The following is a 21,670-nucleotide window of genomic DNA, read 5'->3' on the forward strand; positions in this document are numbered from 1 at the left end:
AGGCCCCGGTTGATGGGGCCTGCATCCTTCTATTAATGACGCTGATATCTGCTAATGCTACAAAAGATTTCAAGGCGCCAACCTCGAAGGTTAAGTTTGCTTCACGGCCCCACCGGGCAAGCAAGCCAACTGAATCCGAGGAACATCGCCATGAACTTCAATCTCTTCTCCGTAATCGCCGCTTCCGCTATCTCAGCCACCGTTGCTTTGCCAGCCAGCGCCAACGTTGAAATCAGCGACAAAAAATCCCACGCCCAAAGCTACACCCAGAAATACCTGCAACAGAGCGCCAACTTTTACGCGGCTCTGGATCACAAGACCCAAGCCTGAAATTTGAACCCTGCACCTTTTATGCAGGAGCGAAGTCACTTGCGCCGATCGAGCTGAAAAGCTTTGAGAAACCTGAGTGATGTCGCTCCTGCATAACGCGTTTACGACAGCATCATATTGCTATCAATGTATTGCTTGATATCACATGGCCATAAGTTTAAATTTGACGCTGATTTTTTGACTCCTTCCCATGATAAGGATCGACAGCATGGCAATGCGTCTGGCCGTGGTTCTTCTGTTTCTCTATTCCACCCCCATTCTTTCGGCTGCCCAGCCCGTTCCAGACGAGCCGGATGCGGCCCGCGAGCGCTTGATGAGTTTTATTGAAGACTGAAATAGACTGGCTTAATGATCAACGAAGCTGATGGTCACTATGGATAACCCTGAGTGGTTATCACCGCTTTTTTGATCGATTCTGTGGGCATCGAAACACGCCTGCGGAGAACATCATGGCCAGCGCAATCATCACTTCTGCCAAACACGGCGCCTACCTGGCTATCGGTCTTTACGTAGTCCTGGTGCTGGTTGTCAGCTTCTCGCCTCAATCGCAACAGACCCTCGATGCGCCGATTCAAGTCGCTCATCCCGGCATCCAGTTTGAACACCGTTCGCAAACCGCGATGGTCGATCACGCTGAACTCGCAGGAGTCGCCGGGGAATGATAGGGCACAGACTTTGGGTCATCGCCTTCCTGGCGTTCATGACCAATGGATCCTCCTTGTTGGGGATCGGACAGGGCTCGGCGGGGTCGGTGGCACGGACTATCGAAGCCAATCACAACCTTGCTCGTAACATTGAAACCGCGAAGGCCCTGGGGCTGCTGGCCGGCAATCCGCCGATCAAACGCCAAGGCAGTTTTTTCGGGCCGTTCCACGTGGATTGCTCGGCGTTAGAGATGTGTAAAGCATTGGCCTGAGTCGTTGAGACGACTCACCTTGTAGCAGCTGGCGAAGCCTGCGTTCGGCTGCGCAGCAGTCGTAAATCCGTTATTTCAGATCTATTTGGAAGACCGCGTGCTCTGGTTTCACGTCTGCTGCGCAGCCGAACGCAGGCTTCGCCAGCTGCTACAGGGGGAGGTGCGGCTCCTTCTGCATTACGCCGACAAACAAATCCGACTCAAGGATTCGCTGCAACCAGCCCTGCAAGCGGTGATAGGGCGTCTGCCCGAACCATTCGCGATCCACATGGGCGAACTGCCGCACGAACGGCATCAGTGCCACATCCGCCAGACTCGGATGCTCGGCCAGCAAGTAGTCGCGTCCTTCCAGCAACTGATCAAGCCTGCACAAAAACACCTCGCCCTCGGCGCGATAAAACGCCATTGGCTGCTCGGGGTATCGCTCGGCGTACTTGTAGCGATTCAGATGCACCTTGAACATCTGATCGTTTTCTTCGATCAACCCGGCGATGAGTTGCTGCCCGACAGGGTCATCCTTGAGCAACCAATCCTGCGGATCGCTCTGCGCCAACGCCCAGTGCATGATCGCCAGGCTTTCATCGATCACCTGACCGTCGACGCTCAGCACCGGCACCGTGCCTTTGCTCGACAACGCGAGCATTTCGGCAGGTTTGGCCTTCAGGCTGACCTCGACAATGTTCACCGCAACGCCGCAGTAGCGCAGGGCCATGCGCGCCCGCATCGCGTAGGGGCAGCGGCGGAAGGAATACAGCGTATTCATTTCACCTCCAGCGTACTCAGGCCGTTGCCCTGACGGCGGACCTGAATCTGCACCGGAATCCGTTCATGCATTTCCTGCACGTGTGAAATCACCGCGACTTTACGTCCCTGCGCTTGCAAGCCGTCGAGAGCATCCATGGCCAGTTGCAGGGATTCCGGATCAAGGCTGCCGAAGCCTTCATCGATGAACAATGATTCGATTTTCAGCGTGCTCGATGCCATCGACGCCAAACCGAGCGCCAGGGCCAGCGACACCAGGAACGTCTCGCCGCCGGACAACGAATGCACCGAACGCAGTTCATCACCCATCTCGGTGTCCATCACCAACAGCCCGAGCATGCTGCCGCCACGTTTGAGGCGATAGCGCCGCACCAGTTGCCGCAACTGAACGTTGGCGTGATGCACCAGCAGGTCGAGGTTGTAGGCCTGGGCGATCTTGCGGAAGGTGTCGCCCGTGGCCGAACCGATCAGTGCATTCAAACGTGCCCAGCGCTGGTATTCGGTGTAGGCGTCGGCGATCTGCTGCGCGAGGGCCTGATTAGCGTTTTGCCGGCGCTGATCCTCGGCCTGTTCGGCGCGCAGCTCGGCGCAACGGTGTTCGCTGGCGGTGAACAGGTTTTGTAGCTCGGCAAGCGCCGTCGCCAGCTGTTCGGCGTCGAGATTGCCGTTGTGCTGTGCTTGATGATTGAGCAGACGCTGATCGCGTTCCTGCAACAGAACCTTGGTCTGTTCGATGGCTTTTTCGCTTTGCTGCAATTGCTGACGCAGTTCGCTGACCTGCTGGTCGTCGACACTCAGCAGATCTTCCAGACCACCGTCATCCAGTTCCGGATGCAAGGCGCGCCAGTCGGCAATCTTGCCGCTCAGCTCGCGATCTTCGGTTTCCAGTGCCTGCGAGCGTTCCTGCTGGGCCTTGAGTTCGGCGCCCAGCTGCACCAGCCGCGTACGCACGGTTTGCAGTTCCTGATTGGCCGTCGCTTCAGCATTGCGCGCCTGTTCGACGGCTTGATCCAATTGCTGCTGCCACTGCTCGGCGCTGGCGTGTTCGCCGAGCAATTGCGTGAGTTTTTGCTGGCAGGCCTGTTGCTGGTCGGCGAGAGCGGTGAACTGCTGGCGGGCCGTTTCCAACTGCTGGAGGCGAGTGAGTTGGCGGTCCTGTTCTTTCTCCAGCGTCTGCTGCCGTTGTTGCTGTTCGCTGAGTTCATCGCGTTGCTGATCGAGTTGTTCCAGGCGCTGGCTGATCTGCCGGTCCAATTTCATGAAGGTCGCGGCCGGTTCGTTGCGCAGCGCTTGCAGCGTGTCGGCCGGGAGCAGGTTGCTGAACGCCGTCAACTCCTCGTCCAGACGCTGGCGATCACTGCTCAACTCACGTTGTTGGTTGGCCAAGTGCTGGGATGCTTGCTGGCTCGCCGCTTCAGCGCTACGCAGTTGCTGTTGAAGGCGCGCGGCGTCCTGTTGCAGAGAGAGCAGGGCGGTCTGCCGTTGTTCGTCCTGAGTGATGCTCTGGTTTAGCTGACTGCTTTGCTGCACCAGCCAGGCATCGCGTTTGAGCGCATCCTGCATGAGCAGCTGCGCAGACAACGGATGTGCTTCAAGGCTCGGTGCCAGGCTCTGCTGCTGGGTCGCGAGGTGTTCTTGTTGTTGCAGCAACTCCTTTTGCTGCGCAATCACACCGCCCACTTCAGCACGCAGGTCAGTGAGCTTTTCTTTCAGCAGGTCGACGGCTTTTTGGGCGTTGGCCTGTTCGCTTTCATCATGCCGGCCAAGGCTCTGCAGCAGGGCTTCGGGCTGATGATAAGGATGGTCGGGGCTGCCACAGACCGGGCACGGCTGATCGTCCTGCAACTGCTCGCGCAGTTCTTCGACGCTGGCGCTGCGGGCCAGGCGCTGGCGTTCCAGCAGCTCGCGGGTGACGGTCAGGGTCTGTTCGGCAACGACCAATTCGTTCTTGGCTTTCACACCGCCCTGGGTCAGACGTTCTCGTTCTTGCTGAGCGGTGAGCTGGCGCTGCTGGAGTTCGGACGCGCGCTTGTCCAGTTCCTGATGACTGGCCCACAGGCGCGTCAGCTCTTCAAAGGCCCGCTGTTGCTTGCGGTTATCCTGCAACAGACTCCCGAGAATCTGGATCTGTTCGGCCACCGCCTCCGGTTCGGCGCCGGCCTCTTTGTACAGCACTTCAAGGCTCTGGCGCTGAGTGGATAGGTCCTCGGCAGCGCGAGCGGCGCTCTGTTCCAGGGCGGCCAGTTCAGCCTGGCCCTTGTTCAGGCGATTGCCGATCAGCATCAGCTGTTGCAGGCGATCACGGTAGGCGTTCCAGGCATCGCACAAGGGCGCCAGAGGGGTGCTTTGCTCAAGCTCCCCGGCAATCCGCTGCAAACGTTCGGCGACCTGTTTCTGTTGGTCTAGCAAGCCTTGAATCGTGTTTTGGCTCTGAGTGCAGGCCAGTTCCGCCTGCTGCTTGAGGTCGGCACCGAGGCCGGCGTCCTTGACCAGGCGAGCGAGGGTGCTTTGCTCTTCGAAGGCCTGACGCAGCAGCGGAGCGCTGGAGGTGTGTTGGCCTTGGGCTTCGACCAGTGCGGTCTGCGCAGCGCTCAGGCTGTTTTCGAGTTGCGCCTGGCGCTCATTCAGTTCGGTTTGCTGTTGGGTGTGCTGCTGAATCTGCGCAGCCAATGGTGTGAGCTGGGCGGTGAGTTCGGTCTTGCGGGCGAACTGGTGCCGTTGCGGGGCCAGTTGCTCCAGGCGAGTCAGCTTCAAACGTTCGCCGGCCAGACCTTCCCAGTGCTGCCGGGCCGATTGCAACTGCTCGGTGGCGCTCTGCTGCTCGTCCTGCAATTGACGCAGGTCCTTGAGCCAGGTGTGTTGCAGCTCCAATTGCTTGAGTTGCGCTTGCTGGCTCTTGAGTTGTTGCTGAGCCTCGTTGAAGCGTTCATCGAGTTCAGCCCGAGCTTCTGGCGACAACGGTGTCACGCCGGTGGCCTGGTCCTGCAGCAGCTTGTGGGTTTCGCGAGCTTCTTTGGTTTTGTCGAAAGCCCGGCGGCCGAGGCGCGTATAGAGCGCGGTGTCGGTGAGTTTTTCCAGCAGTTCGCTACGTTCGTTGTCGTTAGCCTTGAGAAAAGCACTGAATTCACTCTGGGCCAGCAACACCGCGCGGGTGAATTGCTCAAAGTTCAGGCCCAGTACGGATTCGAGATGGATTTTGAATTCAACTTTCTGACTGGCCAGCAGTTGATCCAGATCGATGTCGCGCAAGCTCTGGCGGCTGGCTTGCAGCTTGCCGCCGGCCTTCTCGCGGGCGCGGTTAGCTTCCCAGCGAGCGCGGTAGCGACGGCCATCGATGCCAACGAAATCTACTTCGGCATAACCTTCACCCGTGCCGCGACGCAGCAGCGTGCGCGGGTCGCCAGTGCTGATCTCGCCGTCGGCGTCTGGCGCTTTGGCAGACACCTGAGCATTGCTCAGCCGAGGCACAGCACCGAACAGCGCCAGGCACAAGGCATCGAGCAAGGTGCTTTTACCGGCGCCCGTCGGCCCTGTGATCGCGAACAGACCGGCGCTGGCCAACGGCTCAGCGGTAAAGTCGATTTCAAAAGGCCCGGCCAGTGAGGCGAGGTTTTTCAGGCGGATCGCGAGGATCTTCATGGTTGTTCGCTCTCCATCTGCACGTCTTGCAACAGCTCGGCGAAGTCCTTGAGGGTTTGCTCGTCGACCTCGCTGCCGTAGTTGTCCTGCCAGGCGCGGCTGAACAGTTCCTGAGGTGAGAGCTGGTCGAGTTCGATCAAGGTCGTGCCGTCATCGACGCCATCGCGGCTGCCGTTGCCGGCGTATTCAGCGGCGATCCGCACCAGGCGCACGGCTTTGCCTTGCAGGGCGGTTTCCACTTGAAAACGCAAGTCGGGTTGCGGCTCATCGAGGCGCACCCGAACTTCCAGCCATGGCTGGCGCTGGATATCGGCCAGCAGGTCGATGTTCGGCAAGTCGGCCAGTTGCAGCAGGATTTCCGCCAATGGCGCGGGACCGATGCGTTGCAGATTCACAGCCCGGGGGATCAGTTTGGGTTCGACGCTGACCAGGGTTTCGCCCTCGAGTTTGATGTCGAGAATCTGGTGCTGATAGCCAATCTCGGAGAACGACAGCGGAATTGGCGAGCCGCTGTAGCGGATACGCTCTTCACCATTGACCTTCTGCGGCTTGTGCAAGTGACCGAGGGCGACGTAACTGATGCTCGGCCCGAACAGGTTGGCGGGCAGCGCTTCGGCATTGCCGATGATCAGGCTGCGCTCGGAGTCTTCCGACACCGAACCGCCAGCCATGTGCGCGTGGCTGATAGCGATCAGTGCCTGGCCCCGCTTGCGTTTGGCATTAGCCGCTTCGATCAGCCATTCGTGAACCTGACCGATGCCGCGCAGGTAGTTGTCGCCCAAGTGCGCGCCGGTCACTTCGGCGGGGCGCAGGAACGGCAGCGCCAGGCACCAGGCGACGGTTTTGCCCTTGGCATCCGGCAATGGCAGCAACAAGCGCTCGGCGTCGAGTTGACCGTCATCCAGCCACAGCACACGCCCCAGCGCATGCGTGCGCAAACGCCGCATCAATGGCGCGGGCAGTTCGATCCGCGAACCGGAGTCATGGTTGCCGGCGATCATCACGATGGTCAGCTTCGGCTGTTGTTCATGGGCGCTGACGATGAAATCGTAGAGACGTTCCTGGGCTTTGACCGGCGGGTTGACCGTGTCGAAGATATCGCCGGCGATCAGCAGCACATCAGGCTGGTCCAGCTTCAGCTGGCGCAACAGCCATTCGAGAAAGCAGGCGTGTTCGAAATCGCGTTCCTGGCCGTGCAGGTTCTGCCCGAGGTGCCAGTCGGAGGTGTGAAACAGACGCAAGGTGAACTCCGTAGGAAATAAGGTAATGGCCGCGAGGAAAATGACAACGGCGAAAGGGGAGAGAGTTTACTGGCAAAAGAGCGGGGATGCTGAATGCCTTGAAAGATTGCCTGTCGATTGGGGGGTACAGCTTCAGTATGGTAGAGGGCAGTCGAACGCTGCTGCGCAGCATCAGGGAGTTTTAATGTTTAAGGAGGCGTCATGACTCAACGGTTACTTCAACTGGATCAAGTGTCGTTCAACCTGCCCGACGGGCGCGTTCTGTTTGATCACTTGAACCACACCTTCAGTACCAGGGCCACCGGCATCGTGGGCGCCAATGGCTGTGGCAAGTCCTTGCTTGGCCGGCTCCTGACGGGGGAGCAACGGCCCACCAGCGGCATCGTCCGTCGCGAAGGCCGGGTTTACGCCGTGGCGCAGTTACTGGAACCCGAGCGCTATCCCAGCGTTGCCGCGCTGGCCGGGGTCGACCCTATTCTGGCGGCGCTGGATCGCATTGCCCAAGGCAGCGTCGACGATGACGACCATTCGCTGGCGGTCGACCAATGGGATTGCGCCACACGCCTTGAGGCGGAACTGCAGCAGATCGGCCTGGGCCATTTGAATGCCGACGCGCGCACCGATGCACTCAGTGGTGGCGAACGGCAACGGGTGGCGTTGCTGGGGGCGTGGTTATCCAGAGCCGACTGGCTCATTCTGGATGAGCCCAGTAATCACCTGGATATTGATCAGCAATACAAGTTATCGCAGCAGATCGATCGCTGGCCCAACGGCCTGGTGTTGATCAGCCACGACCGGGGTCTTCTGGAGCACGTAAACGAAATTGTCGAGCTTTCACCTTTGGGGCTGGCGGTTTATGGCGGCAACTACAGTCAGTATGCGGCGGCACGCGAGCAAGAACAGCAGTCGTTCCAGTCGGCATTGCAAGGGGAGCGGGCGCAGGCCAAGCGCGAGCAACGTGAGATGGCCGTGCAGATGGAGCGTCAGCAACGGCGTAATGCGCGCGGAGACCGTCAGGCCCGCGACGGCAATCAGACCAAGCTGATCACCAACGCACAGAAAGAGCGCAGTGAAAACAGTCAGGGAAAATTGCGCCTCAATCAACAGGTGGCCCGGGAGCAACAGCAACAACGGATCGCCGAGGCCCGTGCGCGGTGTGCGCCGGACATACAACGCATGATGTTGTCTCCGGAAAGCGTAGTGCCCAATGGCAAGCTGATTGTGCAGCTCAGCGACGTCATTCTCCCGTTCGGTTACGCAACGCCGGTCAATCTGACGCTGACGGGGCCTATGCGCATGGCTATCCTAGGCGCTAACGGTAGCGGCAAGTCGACCTTGTTGCAGGTGATTGCCGGCCAACTGCCGGTGCGCGAAGGCGAGGTCGTGCGCAGTTGTCATGTTGGCTGGCTGGATCAACACGCCGGATTGCAGCACCCCGAACGCACGGCGGTGCAATGGCTCTACGAGAGTAATCCGCAGTTGCCCGAAGCCGAGGCGCGAACCCGGTTGGCGCAGATGGGCATTGATGCGGATCGTGCGACGCTCAAGACCTGTCAGTTGAGTGGCGGTGAGCGTCTGAAAATCGCACTGGCTGCGCAGTTATATGCACAGCGGCCACCGCAATTGCTGTTGCTGGACGAACCGGACAACCATTTGGACTTGCCCAGTAAAATTGCGCTGGAGCAGATGCTCAATCAGAACCAAGGGGCATTGATCGTCGTCTCCCACGACAGCGCTTTTTTACAGGCCATTCATCTGGACGCCGAGTTCCATCTCAACAGCTAGGGGCCGTTACTTCGGATAAAGCGGTGGCAACCCACTGTCGCCCACCGGGTCCTGAACCCGCTCGGCAATCGGGATCGCCTTGATCGCCCGCCACAAGTCTTCACCTTGCCAATGCTGGCCGGTTTCGCTGTAGAGCGCGCCGTTCAAGCCATCGAGGGCGTCGGACAGCGGCACAAAACGCGCCGCCATATCGGCCAGGGTTTCCGGTTGTTGCCGGGCCCAGGCGTCGAGGGCCTGGCGGGTGGCGTGGGAGTCGTTGGCCTGACAGGCGCGCTTGAGATCGTCGAGCACGGTGCGCGGGCTCGGGCCGGTCTGCGCGGCGCGCAGGATCGCCGGTTGCCAGCGGGCGCGCCACCAGAGACCGAAGCCCAGCAGGGTAGTGCAGGCCAGGATCAGGGTGCTGAGTTTCCACCACCAGAGGGCTTCGTTGTCGGCAGCGGAAAAGACTTGTGGCATGCCGGCCGGGGTGTCGACCATCAGGCTCGGATTATTCGCCACTGGCAGGGTTCGGGCCGGCAGGCTGCTGTGATCCAGATGGTCCTCGAAGGTGTTCCACCAGATCACTTCAACCGCTGGCAACTCGATTGCGCCGCTGCGCGTTGGCACCAGGGCCTCACGATCTTCGCGGCTGCCGATCAGCCCGCGCTCGCTGTTCTGGTTGCCCAGCACCGGTTGATCCGGGTAGCGCCGCAAGCCGTTGACGTCGGTGGCGGGCAGCGGCGGCAATTGCGAACTGTCCAGGCCTTCAGCCTTTACAGTCAGGCTGCGGGTCAACGAATCACCCACTTGCGCGTGATCCGGTTCCGGGTTCCAGCTTTCGCTCAGGCTGAGGCTGCGGGCCGGCAGCCATGGCACGTCGGCCGGGTAGGTGATGGGTTTGGCCTTGACCGTCAGCAGAATCTCGGCGGAGCTGACCCGCATCAGTTTGCCGGATTTCGGTGCCTGCGCGGCGGAGTCCTTGGCGGGTTGTGCGTCCACGAGTGCGGCATTGAATATCTGCGGCGGAATGACCAACTCACCGCTGTGTTGCGGGTAGATTGCGTAGCGCATCTCGATCACGCCGTGGCGCAGACCATTGATGTCTTTCTCGTAGGTGCGCGCCTCGCCCAGTTGCTCGATGCGCACATCGGGGATTTGCAAAGGGGGCAAGCTGCTGTCGTCGTACAGCGACACCGAATGGTAGATGCGCAAGGTCAGGATTGCCTGGGCTTGTACGTACACGCTGTTTTGATCGAGGCTGGCGTCGATGAACACCGGGGCCCGTTTGGTCGGGCTGTCCTGGGTTTCGGTTTCGACCACTTGCACGGTGATTGGCTGGCTCTGCACGTCACCCAGTTGCAGTGACGGAATCACCACGCTGCCGTTCTGCCGAGGCAGCAGGGTGATGATCCATCGGGTGGTCGCACGGTTGTCGCCGTTCAGGGTGGTCAACTGGTTGACCTGGCGGGTGCCGCGCACTTCGAACAGCGGCTCCAGCGGTGCCAGGTCAGGCTTGCCGAACTGCGTCACGTCGTTGGATTCGAGGGTCAGTTCAATCGTTTCGCCGCTGTTCAGGCGACTGCGATCCACACTGGCGACCAGCGCGGCTGCCTGTGCCTGAACAGTGCAGAGCAACAGTGCGAGCAAGAAAGTGGTGAAGCGGGTCATCGAGTTTTTCCCTGATCCTGATGTTGTTGCTGTTCGTACCAGAATTTGCGTCTGAGCAATTCACCCGGGTCATCCGGGATCTTGCGCAGCCATTGCTCCAGCGCCTGGCGCTGTTCACCATCGATGCTGTCGCTGGCCGGACGCATCGGTGGTCGGGTGCTGTCTTCATTCCCCAGCTCGCTGCCCGGGACTTCATTGGTGCCGGGTTTCGACGGCGTTTTGCTCTGTTGCTCGGAGTCCGTCGTGGTTTGTTGGCCGTCGGTTTTCGGTTCGCCCTTATCCGACGGTTGCGTGGCCGCGCCCGGCGGCGGTTCTTGCGTGGGGGGCTCGGTCTCGTTACCAGCGTTTTTGTCCGGCGCAACGGGCGGCGGAGTGTTTTTCTGCTTCAGCAGACTTTCCACCAGCGCCTTGTTGGTCAGGGCCGGGCGCAAATCCGGTTGGCGTTCCAGCGCCTGTTCGTAGGCGTCCAGCGCCGCTTCCAATTCACCGCTTTTGGCCAGGGCGTTGCCACGATTGTAGTGGGCGTGGGCGTCGCTGCCTTCGGCGAACCGCTGGGCGGCGCCGCTGTAGTCGCCTGCCTCGTAGAGCGCCACGCCTTGCCATTGGCGATCTTCGAAATGCTGCGCAGCCTCGGCCGGGCGCTTCTGCTTCAGCAAGATCAGCCCCTGTTGGTCGGGCCGCAGCCACAAATCGTTGAAGTCGAAGGCGTAACTCGGCTGTGGTAGCAGCAAGAGCAGTGGCAGACAGAACAACCAGCCCCGACGGCCGGCGCACGCCGCCAGCAGCAACAACGGCAACAACAGCCAGTAACCCTGGTCGGCCCATGTATCGAGGCGCAGAGTCTGGCCGTCGTTGCGCAACGCGCGTGGACCGTCGAGCAAGCCGAGGGCGCGCAGGTCGGCATCATCCAGGCGCGCGTGGCGATAGCTTCCGTTCAGGTCGTTGGCAAAGGCTTTCAGGCCTGGTTCGTCCAGATGTGGTACCAGAATTGCGCCCTGGTCGTCCTTCAGAAAACTGCCGTCCTCCTGGGTGATCGGCGCACCTTCGGCAGTGCCGATACCGAGCATCAGAAATTGTGTCGACTTGCCGTCCAGCGCCTGCTCAATCCCATGGCGTTCCAGTTCGGTCAAGGTCGAACCGATCAGCAGGATCCGCCCGTCACCGAGGGCGCCCTGTTCCAGCAGGGCAAGGGCCTTGGTCACCGCCAGATCGGCGCGATGTCCTGCTTGGGGCATCAGTGAAGGCTTGAGGGCATCCAATAGATTGCGGCTGGTCGACAGGTCATCCGACAGCGGCACCAGCGTGTGAGCGCTGCCGGAGTAGACGACAATCGCAGTCTGGGCGTCGCTGCGGTTCTCCAGCAGGTCGAACAGCTTGCGCCGGGCCTGTTCCAGCCGGTTGGATGGTACGTCGGTGGCGAGCATTTCCGGGGTCAGCTCAAGGACCACGACGAGCGGGTCGGCGGGTTTCTGACTGGCTTGCTCGACACGTTCCCAGCTCGGCCCGAGCAGCGCCAGAACGGTCAGCACCCAGGCACATCCAAGGATGACCCACGGCAATTTGCTGTCGCGACCGTTGCCACCACTGAGCAACGCCGCGTGGAAGGCCGGTGGCAGAATCATCTGCCAGCGCCCGGCGCGTTTCTGCCGATGCCAGAGCTGCCAGAGCAACCAGCCGAGCAATGGCAACAACAGCAACCACCAGGGGCGGAACAAGTACGGCCAGAGTGCACTCATCGGCGCCTCCGCAGACGCAGGCGTTTAAGCCGCTGGCGCCAGTCGGGCAGTTGCGATTGCAAAAACAGATCCTTGGTAAACAGTCGCCGCAACGGGTTGTCAGGCCAGCGCTCGCGAACCACCAACAGCATGCTCAACAGCAACGCTATTGCCAAAGGCCAGTGGTACAACGCCTGAGCCGGGCGGGCCTGAGTCGGTTGCTGGGTCACCGGTTCCAGTTTGTCGAGGGTGTCCTTGATCGCTTGCAGTTCCTTGTCATCGTGGGCGCGAAAATACTGGCCGCCCGTGGCTTCGGCGATCGCCATCAAGGAGGGTTCATCGAGGTCGAGGCTCGGGTTGACCCCAAGGAAACCCAACGTGCCACTTTGCTCCGGATCGGCGCCGATACCGATCGGGTAGATTTTCACGCCTTCGCTGGCCGCCAGCCGCGCAGCCGTAAGCGGATCGATTTGGCCACCGTTGTTGGCGCCGTCAGTGACCAGAATCAGCACGCGACTTTGTGCCGGGCGTTGGCGCAGGCGTTTGAGGGCCAGGCCAATGGCATCGCCGATGGCGGTGTTCTTGCCGGCGATGCCGATCCGCGCTTCGTCGAGCCACACGCGCACCGTGTGCCGGTCGAACGTCAGCGGTGCTTGCAGATACGCCTGGCTGCCGAACAGGATCAGGCCGACGCGATCGCCATCGCGACTTTCAAGGAAGTCACCGAGCAAGTGCTGAACCAGCGTGAGTCGACTGACGTCTTCGTCCTGCCACTGCATGTCGGGGAAATCCATCGAGCCGGACACGTCGACCGCTACCAGCAGATCGCGACCGCTGGCGGCGATGGGCAGCGGTTCGCCAAGCCATTGCGGGCGCGCCGCCGCGATCAGTAGCAACAGCCACAGCAGAATGAACGGTGCCTGTTGGCGCCAGGCCGGCAGGTTGGCCCGGGCGCGGCGGCGGACCAGGCCTTCGAGGTCGCCGAGGAAGCTGACCTTGAGCGCCGGTTCGCCACTGTCGGCGACAGGCAGCACGATGCGCATCAGCCAGGGCAGCGGCAGCAGGGCAAAGATCCACGGCCAGGCGAACTCAAACATGTTTACGAATCCAGGTGTCGACCGCTTGAGTCAGGCCGGCGATGGCCTTGTCGTCGAGTTTGCATTCGGGTTTGTAGGCGCCTTCGACCAGCACCATCCAGCGGGTCAGGCCGGCGGCCGGGCAACGATTGTCGAGGAATGCCAGCCATTTGCGCCCATTGAGGGTATGGCTCTGGCTGTAGGGGTAGTGGTTGCGGCACAGGCGTTTGAGCAAACCGTTGAGTTGCTGCAACCAGGCACCGGCCGGAGCGCCGTCGTAGGGTTTTGGCATCCGCGCGAGTTCTGCCAGCGCGGCAAGGCGCACCGGGTCCAGCGGTTGTTCGGTGCGCACGATCGGGCGTTTGTTCGCAAAGAAGTGCCTGGCCTTCCACAGACCGAAACCGATGAGCGGCAGTAACAGCAGCAACAGCCACCAGCCCGGTGCCGGAGGCCAGATTTCGATCGGTGGCGGGGAGATCAGTGGTTGCAGTTGATCGAGGCTGCTCATCGGCCTTTCCCCGGTTTCTGTGGGTTCAGGTACTCGCGCAATTGTTCAACCATCTCGCTCTGGGTGCTCAGGGGCATCAGCAATACCCGCAGCTTCTGCGCCAGCAATTCCCAGCGAGCGATGCGCGCTTCGGCCTGGGCGCGATAGGTCTGGCGCAGCTCGAAATTCAGGGTATCGAGTTCCAGTTGCGCACCGCGTTCGGCGAAACGTAAAAGTCCGGCGGCGGGCAGGGCGTGATCGAGAGGGTCAGATACCGGCAGCAGCAACAGATCGCAATGCCGCGACAACAGACTAAGCTGTTGCTCGGCGCCATCGGACAAGGTGCGTTCGTCGCAGATTATGATCACCAGGCTGCCGGGGCGCAGGACTTCCCGGGCACGGCGCAGGGCAATGTTGAAGGCGTCCCGGTCCGGCTCGTTTTCCGTGTGCAGCGACTGATTGACTCGCACCAGACGGTTGAGCAACTGCAGCAGGCTCTGTTTGCTGCGTCGTGGCTTGATTTCATAGTGTTCGTTGTTGCCGAACACCAGTCCGCCGACGCGATCGTTATGACCCAGTGCGGCCCAGCCGATCAGGCTCGCGGCCTGGGCGGCGAGCACTGATTTGAACATCAGCCCCGAGCCGAAAAACAGCCGGCGACTTTGCTCGACCATGATGAAAATCGGCCGCTCGCGCTCTTCATGGAACAGCTTGGTGTGGGGTTCCTGGGTGCGGGCGGTGACGCGCCAGTCGATGCTTCGCACATCATCGCCGGCCTGATAGACCCGCACCTGATCGAAGTCCACCCCGCGCCCGCGCAGTTTGGAGTGGTGCAAGCCGATCAGCGGGCTGCGCTGGCTCGGCGTGGAAAACAGTTGCACTTCACGCACGCGATGGCGCATCTCGATCAGCTCGGCGAGGCTGACACGGATGCCCGGCTCGGGCGGCAGGAGGGCGTTCATCGGGGTCAAGCGACGGCTACGACGTCGAGAATCCGCTGGACCACTCGGTCCTGGTCGATGCCCGCGGCTTCGGCTTCAAAGGAAAGAATGATGCGGTGACGCAGCACATCGAACAGCACCGCTTGAATGTCTTCCGGGCTGACAAAGTCGCGACCGGCCAGCCAGGCGTGGGCCCGGGCGCAACGGTCGAGGGCAATCGAACCGCGCGGGCTGGCGCCGTAGGCGATCCACTCGGCCATCTCCGGGTCGAACTTGGCCGGGGTGCGCGTGGCCATGACCAGTTGCACCAGGTATTCCTCCACGGCGTCGGCCATATACAAGCCGAGGATTTCCTTGCGCGCGGCGAAGATCGCCTGCTGGCTGACCCGGCGCTCGGGCTTGGTTTCGCCATTCAACGCTTCGCCACGGGCCTGTTGCAGGATCCGACGTTCGACGGCGGCGTCCGGGAAGCCGATTTTCACGTGCATCAGGAACCGGTCGAGCTGAGCTTCGGGCAATGGATAGGTGCCTTCCTGCTCGATCGGGTTTTGCGTGGCCATTACCAGGAACAGCGGCGACAGCTCGTATGTGCTGCGCCCGACGCTGACCTGGCGCTCGCCCATGGCTTCGAGCAAGGCCGACTGAACCTTGGCCGGGGCACGGTTGATTTCGTCCGCCAGCACCAGGTTGTGGAAGATCGGGCCTTGCTGGAACACGAAGCTGCCGGTTTCCGGGCGATAGATTTCCGTACCGGTAATGTCGGCGGGCAACAGGTCGGGGGTGAACTGGATGCGATGGAACTGTGCTTCGATGCCTTCGGCGAGTTCTTTGATGGCCTTGGTCTTGGCCAGGCCCGGAGCGCCCTCGACCAGCATGTGGCCGTCGGCGAGCAAGGCGATGAGCAAGCGCTCGATGAGTTTTTCCTGGCCGAGAATCTGCGTTGAAAGAAAGGTTCGCAGCGCTAGCAGCGCTTCACGATGTTCCATCGATGACTGTTCCTGGAAAGGGTGACCGAAGACGTTCGAATAACGCCAGGGCTGGGGGCGTTACTTTAATCTATCGCGGGGGGCGGCGACTAACGGCATTTTGTGCAAAGTGCGGGAATTGACCGGCAAGATTGTTTGAAATTTGTAGGACCAGGGTAGGGGAGTGAACTCTCGGGCCTCATCGCGAGCAAGCTCGCTCCCACAGGTGACCGAGTTGTTTCAAGAAAATGCGATCAAATGTGGGAGCGAGCTTGCTCGCGATGGCGCCAGTTCAGACACTCGAGAATCCGAGGCTTAGAGCTGGCTGATATAGGTGCCAGTGCCTTTAAGGATGTTTTGCAGTGTTTCTTCCACTTCCGCCAAATCCGCCGCATCAGTGCTGTGAATGATTTCCAGCGAATCATCACCATTCAGCGCATCAGCGTCCGCCGCCGCGATTTCGATCAGCAGGCGGGTAGGGCTGAGGGTGACTTTGACGCCGTCCAGCGTCGAAGGCTCGCCGTCGAGGGTGATGTCCAGCGCGTCCTCGTCCGGGTAGCGGGTCATCAGGAACATATCGCCCTGATCGCTGTGGCAGCAGAGCATGGCCATGTTGTCTTCTTCGTCGTCGCACGGGTTGACGATCAAGAGGGCGGTGGTCATTTGCATGGGGAATTCCTGGCTCGACGAGCGTTGTGAAGACGAACAAAGGGCGATTCTGCCAGCCCTCGGGAATTTCTGCTCGCCTGAGTGTCAGAGGATGTGTCGTGAACATTTGGGGTGTTGCTGGTCATTTCTGGTACGGATGTGCCGCAAAACCGGGCTTGAATCCCCCGTTTTGCTGTGCGGCTGCTAGTGTTGTTCGATGCACAAGGCGCAAGCTGCGTACCGATGACCGAATATGTCGCAGCGCTGCAAGCACGGGCCTTGCCGCACTGGTTAAGCTGCGCAACGGATGAGCACCTGTAAAGACATTGCGCTGTACCTTGCCCAGTCGTTTTTGCAGATGCCCATTCATGGAAGGTGAATGTGACCTGAGTGTCTCGTCCAGCTTCACCCACCTGTCATCCTGTTTCCTCTGCCCGAGAATCAGGAACAGGGTGACGGATTACCCCGAAAGGGGTTTGCACGCGACGCTTCCATCAATAACAAGCCCAAGCGGAGTACCACAGATGGCGTTCTTCACCGCAGCCAGCAAAGCCGACTTCCAGCACCAACTGCAAGCGGCACTGGCCCAGCACATCAGTGAACAGGCACTGCCACAAGTGGCGCTGTTCGCGGAACAATTTTTCGGCATCATTTCCCTGGACGAGCTGACCCAGCGTCGGTTGTCCGACCTCGCCGGCTGCACCCTTTCTGCGTGGCGCCTGCTTGAGCGCTTCGATCACGCGCAACCGCAAGTGCGCGTCTACAACCCCGATTACGAACGCCACGGCTGGCAGTCGACCCACACCGCGGTCGAAGTGCTGCACCACGACCTGCCATTTCTGGTGGACTCGGTACGCACCGAGCTGAACCGTCGCGGCTACAGCATCCACACCCTGCAAACCACTGTGCTGAGCGTGCGTCGCGGCAGCAAGGGCGAGCTGCTGGAAATCCTGCCGAAAGGCACCCAGGGCGACGACGTACTGCAAGAGTCGTTGATGTACCTGGAAATCGACCGTTGCGCCAACTCGGCCGAACTGAATGTCCTGAGCAAGGAATTGGAACAGGTTCTCGGTGAAGTCCGCGTCGCGGTCGCCGATTTCGAGCCGATGAAAGCCAAGGTCCAGGAAATCCTCACCGGCCTGGACAACAGCCAGTTCGCTGTCGATTTTGAAGAAAAAGCCGAAATCAAAAGCTTCCTGGAATGGCTCGTGGGCAACCACTTCACCTTCCTCGGCTATGAAGAGTTCGTGGTTCGCGATGAAGCTGATGGCGGCCACATCGTTTACGACCAGGACTCCTTCCTCGGCCTGACCAAATTGCTGCGCACCGGCCTGACCTACGATGACCTGCGCATCGAAGACTACGCCGTGAACTACCTGCGCGAACCGACGCTGCTGTCGTTCGCCAAGGCTGCGCACCCGAGCCGTGTACACCGTCCGGCTTACCCGGATTACGTGTCGATCCGTGAAATCGACGCCGACGGCAACGTCATCAAGGAATGCCGTTTCATGGGCCTGTACACCTCCTCGGTGTATGGCGAGAGCGTGCGGGTCATCCCGTACATCCGCCGCAAGGTCGAAGAAATCGAACGCCGTTCCGGCTTCCAGGCCAAGGCTCACTTGGGCAAGGAACTGGCGCAGGTAGTTGAAGTGCTGCCCCGCGACGACCTGTTCCAGACCCCGGTCGACGAACTGTTTGCCACCGTGATGTCGATTGTGCAGATCCAGGAACGCAACAAGATTCGCGTGTTCCTGCGCAAAGACCCGTACGGCCGCTTCTGCTACTGCCTGGCCTACGTGCCGCGCGACATCTACTCCACCGAAGTGCGCCAGAAGATCCAGCAAGTGCTGATGGATCGCCTGAAAGCCTCGGACTGCGAGTTCTGGACCTTCTTCTCCGAGTCCGTGCTGGCCCGTGTGCAACTGATTCTGCGTGTTGATCCGAAAAACCGTCTGGACATCGACCCGCAGCAGCTGGAAAACGAAGTGATCCAGGCTTGCCGCAGCTGGCAGGACGACTACTCGGCCCTGACCGTCGAAACCTTCGGCGAAGCCCATGGCACCAACGTGTTGGCCGACTTCCCGAAAGGCTTCCCGGCCGGTTACCGCGAGCGTTTCGCCGCGCATTCGGCTGTGGTCGACATGCAGCACCTGCTGAGCCTGAAAGAATCCAATCCGCTGGTGATGAGCTTCTATCAGCCACTGGGCCAGGTGTCCGGTCAACGCGAGCTGCACTGCAAGCTGTATCACGCCGATACCCCGCTGGCACTGTCCGACGTGTTGCCGATCCTTGAAAACCTTGGCCTGCGCGTGTTGGGTGAATTCCCGTATCGCCTGCGTCACAACAATGGCCGCGAGTTCTGGATTCACGATTTCGCGTTCACCGCCGCTGAAGGCCTGGAACTCGACATCCAGCAACTCAACGACACCTTGCAGGACGCGTTCGTCCACATCGTGCGCGGCGATGCCGAGAACGATGCGTTCAACCGCCTGGTGCTGACCGCCGGCCTGCCATGGCGCGATGTCGCGCTGCTGCGTGCCTACGCCCGTTACATGAAGCAGATTCGCCTGGGCTTCGACCTGGGTTACATCGCCAGCACCCTGAACAACCACACCGACATCGCTCGCGAGTTGACCCGGTTGTTCAAAACCCGTTTCTACCTGGCCCGCAAGCTCGGTACTGACGATCTGGAAGACAAGCAGCAACGTCTGGAACACGCGATTCTGAGCGCACTGGACGACGTCCAGGTGTTGAACGAAGACCGTATCCTGCGTCGCTACCTGGACCTGATCAAGGCCACCCTGCGGACCAACTTCTACCAGACCGACGCGCACGGTCAGAACAAGTCCTACTTCAGCTTCAAGTTCAACCCGCACCAGATTCCAGAGCTGCCGAAGCCAGTACCGAAGTTCGAAATCTTCGTTTACTCGCCACGCGTCGAAGGCGTGCACCTGCGCTTCGGCAACGTTGCTCGCGGTGGTCTGCGCTGGTCCGACCGTGAAGAAGACTTCCGTACCGAAGTCCTGGGCCTGGTAAAAGCCCAGCAAGTGAAGAACTCGGTCATCGTGCCGGTGGGCGCCAAGGGCGGCTTCCTGCCGCGTCGCTTGCCACTGGGCGGCAGCCGTGACGAGATCGCGGCCGAGGGCATCGCCTGCTACCGCATCTTCATCTCGGGCCTGTTGGACATCACCGACAACCTGAAAGACGGCGCGCTGGTACCGCCGGCCAACGTCGTGCGTCATGACGATGATGACCCGTACCTGGTGGTGGCAGCGGACAAAGGCACTGCAACCTTCTCCGACATCGCCAACGGCATCGCCATCGACTACGGCTTCTGGCTCGGCGATGCATTCGCATCGGGCGGCTCGGCCGGTTACGACCACAAGAAAATGGGCATCACCGCCAAGGGCGCGTGGGTTGGCGTTCAACGTCACTTCCGTGAACGCGGCATCAATGTTCAGGAAGACAACATCACGGTGGTCGGCGTCGGCGACATGGCCGGTGACGTATTCGGTAACGGCTTGTTGATGTCCGACAAGCTGCAACTGGTCGCAGCGTTCAACCACCTGCACATCTTCATCGACCCGAACCCGGAGCCGGCCAACAGCTTCGCCGAGCGTCAGCGCCTGTTCGACCTGCCGCGTTCGGCCTGGTCGGATTACGACACCAGCATCATGTCCGAAGGCGGCGGGATCTTCTCCCGTAGCGCGAAAAGCATCGCGATTTCCCCGCAGATGAAAGAGCGCTTCGACATTCAGGCGGACAAGCTGACCCCGACCGAACTGCTGAATGCCTTGCTCAAGGCACCGGTGGATCTGTTGTGGAACGGCGGTATCGGTACTTACGTCAAAGCCAGCAGCGAAAGCCACGCCGATGTCGGCGACAAGGCCAACGATGCACTGCGCGTGAACGGCAACGAACTGCGCTGCAAAGTCGTGGGCGAGGGCGGTAACCTCGGTATGACCCAGCTGGGTCGTGTCGAATTCGGCCTCAATGGCGGCGGTTCCAACACCGACTTCATCGACAACGCCGGTGGTGTGGACTGCTCTGACCACGAAGTGAACATCAAGATTCTGCTGAACGAAGTGGTTCATGCCGGTGACATGACCGACAAGCAACGTAACCAGTTGCTGGCGAGCATGACCGACGAAGTCGGCAACCTGGTGCTCGGTAACAACTACAAGCAGACTCAGGCGCTGTCTCTCGCAGCACGCCGTGCCTTCGTGCGGATTGCCGAATACAAGCGTCTGATGAACGATCTGGAAGGCCGCGGCAAGCTGGATCGCGCCATCGAGTTCCTGCCGTCTGAAGAAGCGATCAACGAGCGCCTCGCGGAAGGCCACGGCCTGACCCGTGCCGAGCTGTCGGTGCTGATCTCCTACAGCAAGATCGACCTCAAGGAAGCGCTGCTCAACTCCCAGGTGCCGGATGACGCTTACCTGACGCGCGACATGGAAACTGCGTTCCCGCCGACCCTGGTGAGCAAGTTCGCCGACGCCATGCGCCGTCACCGCCTGAAGCGTGAGATCGTCAGCACCCAGATCGCCAACGATCTGGTCAACCACATGGGCATCACCTTCGTTCAACGACTCAAAGAGTCGACCGGCATGAGCCCGGCGAATGTTGCCGGTGCATATGTAATTGTTCGGGATATCTTCCACCTCCCGCACTGGTTCCGGCAGATAGAAGCCCTGGACTACCAGGTTTCCGCTGACGTGCAACTGGAACTGATGGATGAGCTGATGCGTCTGGGCCGTCGCGCTACGCGCTGGTTCCTGCGCAGCCGTCGCAACGAGCAGAATGCTGCCCGTGACGTCGCGCACTTCGGTCCACATCTGGCAGCGCTGGGCCTCAAGCTCGACGAACTGCTGGAAGGCCCGACCCGCGAAGGCTGGCAGACCCGTTATCAGGCGTACGTTGCGGCTGGCGTTCCTGAGTTGCTGGCGCGCATGGTTGCAGGCACCACTCACCTGTACACCTTGCTGCCGATCATCGAAGCGTCCGACGTGACCGGTCAGAACGCAGCTGACGTGGCGAAGGCTTACTTCGCTGTTGGTAGCGCGCTGGACATCACCTGGTACCTGCAACAGATCAGCGCTCTGCCGGTTGAAAACAACTGGCAGGCCCTGGCCCGTGAAGCGTTCCGAGATGACGTCGACTGGCAACAACGTGCAATCACCATCTCGGTCCTGCAACAGGGCGACGGCACCCAGGACGTGGAAACCCGTCTGGAGCTGTGGATGGAAGAGCACGAAGGCATGATCGAACGCTGGCGCGCCATGCTGGTAGAAATCCGTGCCGCCAGCGGCACTGATTACGCCATGTATGCGGTGGCCAACCGTGAGTTGCTGGATCTGGCGTTGAGCGGTCAAGCGGTAGTGCCTACCACTGCCGCTGTCACTGCCAGCGCTGAGTTGGAGCCGGCCGCCTGATCAGGCGCTGAATGAAGAAGCCCCGTCTCGAAAGAGGCGGGGCTTTTTTTTGGTCTGATGGATTTGTGTCGTTTGGTCGGACCCTT

16 protein-coding genes are annotated in these 21,670 nt (G+C 60.6%); 6 read left to right on the top strand and 10 right to left on the bottom strand.

Annotation, left to right across the window (positions count from 1 at the left end; all coding sequences use genetic code 11):
• Positions 1-150: 150 nt before the first annotated feature.
• From ACMXYH_RS14285 to ACMXYH_RS14300, 4 genes are all read left to right on the top strand, one after another.
• Positions 151-330 (top strand): hypothetical protein, encoded by a 180-nt coding sequence (locus ACMXYH_RS14285; protein WP_008030101.1) that lies wholly within the window; start codon positions 151-153, stop codon positions 328-330.
• 208 nt (positions 331-538) lie between these two features.
• Positions 539-664, top strand: coding sequence for a hypothetical protein (locus ACMXYH_RS14290; RefSeq protein WP_255141673.1), 126 nt, complete (start codon positions 539-541; stop codon positions 662-664).
• 115 nt (positions 665-779) lie between these two features.
• Entirely contained in the window at positions 780-992 is a 213-nt protein-coding gene (locus ACMXYH_RS14295; protein WP_415767465.1) for a hypothetical protein, read from the top strand.
• Positions 989-1,246, top strand: coding sequence for a hypothetical protein (locus ACMXYH_RS14300; RefSeq protein ID WP_415767466.1), 258 nt, complete (start codon positions 989-991; stop codon positions 1,244-1,246). The genes ACMXYH_RS14295 and ACMXYH_RS14300 overlap by 4 nt, the downstream gene beginning before the upstream one ends.
• Before the next feature lie 148 nt (positions 1,247-1,394).
• Here the strand turns inward: ACMXYH_RS14300 and ACMXYH_RS14305 are convergent, their stop codons facing one another.
• The 3 genes from ACMXYH_RS14305 to ACMXYH_RS14315 are packed head-to-tail and all read right to left on the bottom strand — an operon-like array spanning position 1,395 to position 6,888.
• Positions 1,395-2,009: a glutathione S-transferase gene (locus ACMXYH_RS14305; protein WP_415767467.1), complete on the bottom strand. Its 615-nt coding sequence runs from the start codon at positions 2,007-2,009 to the stop codon at positions 1,395-1,397.
• A complete protein-coding gene (locus tag ACMXYH_RS14310; RefSeq protein WP_415767468.1) occupies positions 2,006-5,647 on the bottom strand; it encodes an SbcC/MukB-like Walker B domain-containing protein in 3,642 nt (1,213 codons plus the stop codon). The genes ACMXYH_RS14305 and ACMXYH_RS14310 overlap by 4 nt, the downstream gene beginning before the upstream one ends.
• The gene (locus ACMXYH_RS14315; RefSeq protein WP_415767469.1) at positions 5,644-6,888 is read right to left on the bottom strand and encodes an exonuclease SbcCD subunit D C-terminal domain-containing protein; all 1,245 of its coding nucleotides are present in this window, start codon (positions 6,886-6,888) and stop codon (positions 5,644-5,646) included. The genes ACMXYH_RS14310 and ACMXYH_RS14315 overlap by 4 nt, the downstream gene beginning before the upstream one ends.
• Before the next feature lie 201 nt (positions 6,889-7,089).
• Between ACMXYH_RS14315 and ACMXYH_RS14320 the strand changes: the two genes are divergently transcribed.
• Complete coding sequence (locus tag ACMXYH_RS14320) at positions 7,090-8,673, top strand: ABC-F family ATP-binding cassette domain-containing protein (protein ID WP_415767470.1); 1,584 nt, start codon at positions 7,090-7,092, stop codon at positions 8,671-8,673.
• Between the two features lie 6 nt (positions 8,674-8,679).
• Here the strand turns inward: ACMXYH_RS14320 and ACMXYH_RS14325 are convergent, their stop codons facing one another.
• From ACMXYH_RS14325 to ACMXYH_RS14355, 7 genes are all read right to left on the bottom strand, one after another.
• Positions 8,680-10,320 carry a BatD family protein gene (locus ACMXYH_RS14325; RefSeq protein ID WP_415767471.1) on the bottom strand — a complete coding sequence of 547 codons (1,641 nt, stop codon included), beginning with the start codon at positions 10,318-10,320 and terminating at the stop codon, positions 8,680-8,682.
• Positions 10,317-12,056 (bottom strand): tetratricopeptide repeat protein, encoded by a 1,740-nt coding sequence (locus ACMXYH_RS14330; RefSeq protein WP_415767472.1) that lies wholly within the window; start codon positions 12,054-12,056, stop codon positions 10,317-10,319. The genes ACMXYH_RS14325 and ACMXYH_RS14330 overlap by 4 nt, the downstream gene beginning before the upstream one ends.
• Positions 12,053-13,132 carry a vWA domain-containing protein gene (locus ACMXYH_RS14335; RefSeq protein WP_415767473.1) on the bottom strand — a complete coding sequence of 360 codons (1,080 nt, stop codon included), beginning with the start codon at positions 13,130-13,132 and terminating at the stop codon, positions 12,053-12,055. The genes ACMXYH_RS14330 and ACMXYH_RS14335 overlap by 4 nt, the downstream gene beginning before the upstream one ends.
• Entirely contained in the window at positions 13,125-13,619 is a 495-nt protein-coding gene (locus tag ACMXYH_RS14340) for a DUF4381 domain-containing protein (RefSeq protein WP_415767474.1), read from the bottom strand. The genes ACMXYH_RS14335 and ACMXYH_RS14340 overlap by 8 nt, the downstream gene beginning before the upstream one ends.
• Complete coding sequence (locus ACMXYH_RS14345; protein ID WP_033054674.1) at positions 13,616-14,560, bottom strand: DUF58 domain-containing protein; 945 nt, start codon at positions 14,558-14,560, stop codon at positions 13,616-13,618. The genes ACMXYH_RS14340 and ACMXYH_RS14345 overlap by 4 nt, the downstream gene beginning before the upstream one ends.
• Positions 14,561-14,565: 5 nt before the next feature.
• Complete coding sequence (locus tag ACMXYH_RS14350; RefSeq protein WP_008150800.1) at positions 14,566-15,525, bottom strand: AAA family ATPase; 960 nt, start codon at positions 15,523-15,525, stop codon at positions 14,566-14,568.
• 294 nt (positions 15,526-15,819) lie between these two features.
• On the bottom strand, positions 15,820-16,173 hold the full coding sequence (locus ACMXYH_RS14355) for a hypothetical protein (protein ID WP_129443838.1): 354 nt from the start codon (positions 16,171-16,173) through the stop codon (positions 15,820-15,822).
• 503 nt (positions 16,174-16,676) lie between these two features.
• Between ACMXYH_RS14355 and ACMXYH_RS14360 the strand changes: the two genes are divergently transcribed.
• Entirely contained in the window at positions 16,677-21,584 is a 4,908-nt protein-coding gene (locus ACMXYH_RS14360) for an NAD-glutamate dehydrogenase (RefSeq protein ID WP_129443840.1), read from the top strand.
• Positions 21,585-21,670 lie beyond the last annotated feature (86 nt).

Source organism: Pseudomonas frigoris, from assembly GCF_047758635.1.
GTDB lineage: Bacteria > Pseudomonadota > Gammaproteobacteria > Pseudomonadales > Pseudomonadaceae > Aquipseudomonas > Aquipseudomonas frigoris.